We start from the raw sequence: 3,407 nt of genomic DNA on the forward strand, positions 1-3,407 counted from the left end.
ATGCGCCACACCAGATTCGGCCGCACCGGCATCGCCGTATTGGGGGCGGTGCTGACCGGCTTTGCGCTCTATTACATCCGCAATTTCGCGCAGATTCTCGGTGAAAACGGCCAGATCACCGCCGCCCTGGCGGCCTGGGCGCCGCCGATCGCAAGTGTCCTGTTGGCCTTGGGGCTGTTGTTGCATATGGAGGACGGATGACCGCCTTCTTTCGTTTGATATCTGCCGGCCTGCTGGTCGTGCTGGCGCTGCCGCTCTGGGCCCAGCCCGGCGCCCCGGCGCAGAACGTGGTGCTGATCGCCGACCGCGTCTATCTCGACAATCGCGACATCCTGATCGCCGAGGGCCGGGTCGAGGCGCTGCAGGGCGATCTGCGGCTGCGCGCCAACCGGATCGAATATGACGGGCGCTCGGATGTCGTCACCGTCGGCGGCCCGATCCATATCGAACAGGGCGAGACGCTGCGCATTCTGGCCAGTTACGCCCAGCTTGACGCGGGATTTCGCAACGCGCTGTTGCAGAGCGCGCGGGTGGTGCTGAACGAACAGGTGCAGATGGCCTCGAGCCGGATGCGCCGGGTCGAGGGGCGCTATAACGTGCTCGACAAGACCACCGTCACCTCGTGCCGGGTCTGCAATGACGGCCGGCCGCCGCTCTGGCAGATCCGGGCGCAGCGGGTGGTGCACGACCAGGAAGAGCAGCAGCTGTATTTCGACCACGCGCAGCTGCGGGTGCTCGACGTGCCGATCGCCTATTTCCCGCAGCTGCGGATGCCCGACCCGACGCTGAAGCGGGCCTCGGGCTTCCTGATCCCGGAACTGCATCAGGACAGCCAGCTGGGGTTCGGCGTCAAGATCCCCTATTTCCTGACCCTCGGCGATCACCGCGACCTGTTGCTGACGCCGTTTCTGGCCGAGCATACGACGACGCTGGAGCTGCGCTACCGCCAGGCCTTCCGCAATGGCGAGATGACCTGGGAGGGGGCGCTCTCGGACGACGGGATCACCGCCGACCAGCCACGGTTCTACGTCTTCGGGAACGGGCGTTTCGACCTTGAGAACGATTACCGGCTGTCCTTCAACCTGAAGTCCACGTCGGATGAATCCTACCTGCTGGATTACGATTATTCCGAAGAGGACCGGCTGGCCAGCGACATCACCCTGCGCCGGTCGCTGCGCGATGAAAACAGCCGCTATGCGCTGCTGCACTATGAATCGCTGCGCATCAGCGACGACGACACCACCCTGCCCAGCATCGTCGGCCTCGTCGAGACCGAACGCCGGTTTTTTCCCGAGGCGCTTGGCGGCGAGGCGCGGCTGTCGCTTGACGTCAACGGCCGCTATCGCAAGTCGCAATCCACGGTCGACGGCCCCGATATCGACAGCGACACCGACGGGCGCGACATGATGCGCGCCACCGCCGCCCTGTGGTGGCGGCGCAACTGGACCCTGCCGCAGGGGCTGCGCGCCGGGATCACCGGCGAGCTGGCCTTCGACGGCTTCCAGACCCGGCAGGACGCGGTCTATGCCGGCACCGAGTATCAGTTCACCCCCTCGCTGGCGGCGGACCTGCGCTATCCGCTGTCGCGGGTGTCGCGCGACGGCGGCAGCGAGATTCTCGAACCGCTGGCGCAGATCGGCTGGAGCGGCGGCTCGGCGCTGAACATTGCCAATGACGAAAGCACCCGGGTCGAGTTCGACGAGGGCAACCTGATCTCGCTGTCGCGCTTTCCGGAAAGCGACCGGCGCCAGCGCGGTCTGGTCGGCGCGCTGGGCGTGAACTGGGCCCGCAGCGACCCCGACGGCTGGCGCGCCAACCTGTCGCTGGGGCAGGTCTACCAGCAGAACCCGCATGGCGATTTCACCCTTTCGTCGGGGCTGAGCAATGCCACCTCGGACCTGCTGATGGCCGGCCAGATCGTCACCGACAACGGGCTCAGCCTGATGGCGCGCGGCCTGTTCAACCCCAGCTACGGGTTCGACAAGGCCTCGGCGCGGGCCGGCTGGACCAATGACAAGATCTGGCTGGACGCCAGCTATATCTGGCTGCGCGCCGACGCCCAGGAAGACCGGACACAGAACCTGTCGGAATGGGTTCTGGACACCCGCTATCGCGTCAACCGTCACTGGACGGCGCTGGCCGACTGGCGCTATGACGCCGCCGCCGGGCAGTCGGCCGAGGCCGGGGTCGGGCTGGAGTATCGCAATGAATGCGTGCGCATCGGCCTGTCGCTGTCGCGCAGCTTCATCACCACCAGCACGGTCCAGCCGAGCACCAATATCGGGCTGACAGTGGCCTTGCTAGGCTTTAGTGTGTCGGCCAAGGACAAGAGTTACAATCGCACATGCAGTGCAAATGCAGGATGACAGCAGCAATGACGGCTTTTCGTGTTCTTTCGCGCCTGATCGGCACCGCGACGCTGTGCCTCGGACTGGGGCTGGCGACGACTTCGGCGGCCCGGGCGCAAAGCGCCTTTTCGCCGGCGATATTGGTCAATGACCAGGCGGTCACCTATTTCGAGATCGAACAGCGCGCCCTGTTGCTGACGCTGATGAACGCGCCGGGCGACCTGCGCAGGCTGGCCCGCGAACAGCTGATCGACGAGCGGCTGCAGAACGCGGCCGCCGAGTTGTTGGGCGTCCGCCCCAGCGAGGACAGCGTGCAGGCCGGCATCGCCCGTTTCTCGGAACGCGCCAACCAGCCGCCCGAGCAGCTGATCGAGGCGCTGAAGGCCGAGGGCGTCGCCGAGGAGACGCTGCGCGATTTCGTCTATTCCGGCATCGCCTGGTCCAGCCTGATCCAGGCCCGCTATGGCGGCAAGGTGCAGATTTCCGAGGCCGAGATCGACCGCGCCATCGCCTCGAACACCGGCGCCGGGGGCATCAACGTGCTGCTGTCGGAAATCGTCATCCCGGTCAGCGACCAGACCCGCGGCCAGGTCGCGGCGATCGCCCACCAGCTGGCGGCGATCACCAGCCCCGAGGATTTCGAGGCCGCCGCCCGCAAGTATTCCAAGGCGGCGACGGCGGCCGATGGCGGGCGCCTGAAATGGCTGTCGATCACCAAGCTTCCGGCCGAGCTGCGCCCCGCCATCATGGCGCTGAACAAGGGCGAGGTCACCGCGCCCGTGCCGCTGCCCAATGCCATCGCCCTGTTCCAGATGCGCGGCAAGGCCGAGGCCGCGACCCCGGCGCCGCGCTATTCGGCGATCGACTATGCGGTGCTGACCCTGCCCGGCGGGCGCGCTGCCGAGACCCTGCAACTGGCCGAGCGCATCCGCGGCCGCATCGACACCTGCGACGATCTCTACGGCGAGGCGCGGGCCTTTCCCGAAGACTATCTGCAACGCCAGTCGGTGGCGCCGGGCAAGCTGCCGCGCGACCTGGCGCTCGAGCTGGCGCGGCTGG

3 protein-coding genes are annotated in these 3,407 nt (G+C 66.9%); all 3 read left to right on the top strand.

Annotation, left to right across the window (positions count from 1 at the left end):
• Positions 1-201: LptF/LptG family permease (locus tag ABZD10_RS14515; protein ID WP_372887570.1), on the top strand; the 201-nt coding region annotated here is incomplete at its 5' end.
• Positions 198-2,366 carry an LPS-assembly protein LptD gene (locus ABZD10_RS14520; protein WP_372887572.1) on the top strand — a complete coding sequence of 723 codons (2,169 nt, stop codon included), beginning with the start codon at positions 198-200 and terminating at the stop codon, positions 2,364-2,366. The genes ABZD10_RS14515 and ABZD10_RS14520, both read left to right, overlap by 4 nt.
• Before the next feature lie 8 nt (positions 2,367-2,374).
• Positions 2,375-3,407 (top strand): peptidylprolyl isomerase (locus ABZD10_RS14525; protein WP_372887574.1); only part of this gene is annotated, 1,033 nt, incomplete at its 3' end.

Source organism: Shimia sp., from assembly GCF_041624275.1.
In the GTDB taxonomy this organism is placed as follows: Bacteria; Pseudomonadota; Alphaproteobacteria; order Rhodobacterales; family Rhodobacteraceae; genus Shimia.

Bases quoted from the DNA above. Each gene is read 5' to 3' on its own strand.
- ABZD10_RS14520 (WP_372887572.1), top strand. From the start codon at position 198: ATGACCGCCTTCTTTCGTTTGATATCTGCCGGCCTGCTGGTCGTGCTG.